Source organism: Alkalibacterium sp. m-11, assembly GCF_054658155.1.
The window spans coordinates 1-255 of the sequence record NZ_BAAGIR010000549.1; the positions used below are offsets into that span (position 1 = coordinate 1).

Genomic DNA, 255 nt, shown 5'->3' on the forward strand with positions numbered 1-255 from the left:
AAGCACTCAGTCGGGCACTCCGTGACCCAATCGTTTTAGCACAAGGACACTATCCGTTGATTAGCCTTACGCCAACCACTATTTCAGATACGTATCTAAAGTTGATGGACAGTTTAGATATGTCTGGATTGACGACCCATATGCGATTATCAGAATTCAAGAAAGCCACTCAACTGGATATGAGTATTCACTATTAAATAAATGGACACCTTATCCATAAGAAATCAGGCTAGAAACAGCTTAACCAAGCTGTTT

The 255-nt window shown here is 40.4% G+C and carries 1 pseudogene; it reads left to right on the forward strand.

The features are described from left to right. Positions 1–197, forward strand: a pseudogene (locus tag ACYQ2O_RS13560) (IS1634 family transposase); the annotation flags it as partial. Positions 198–255 lie beyond the last annotated feature (58 nt).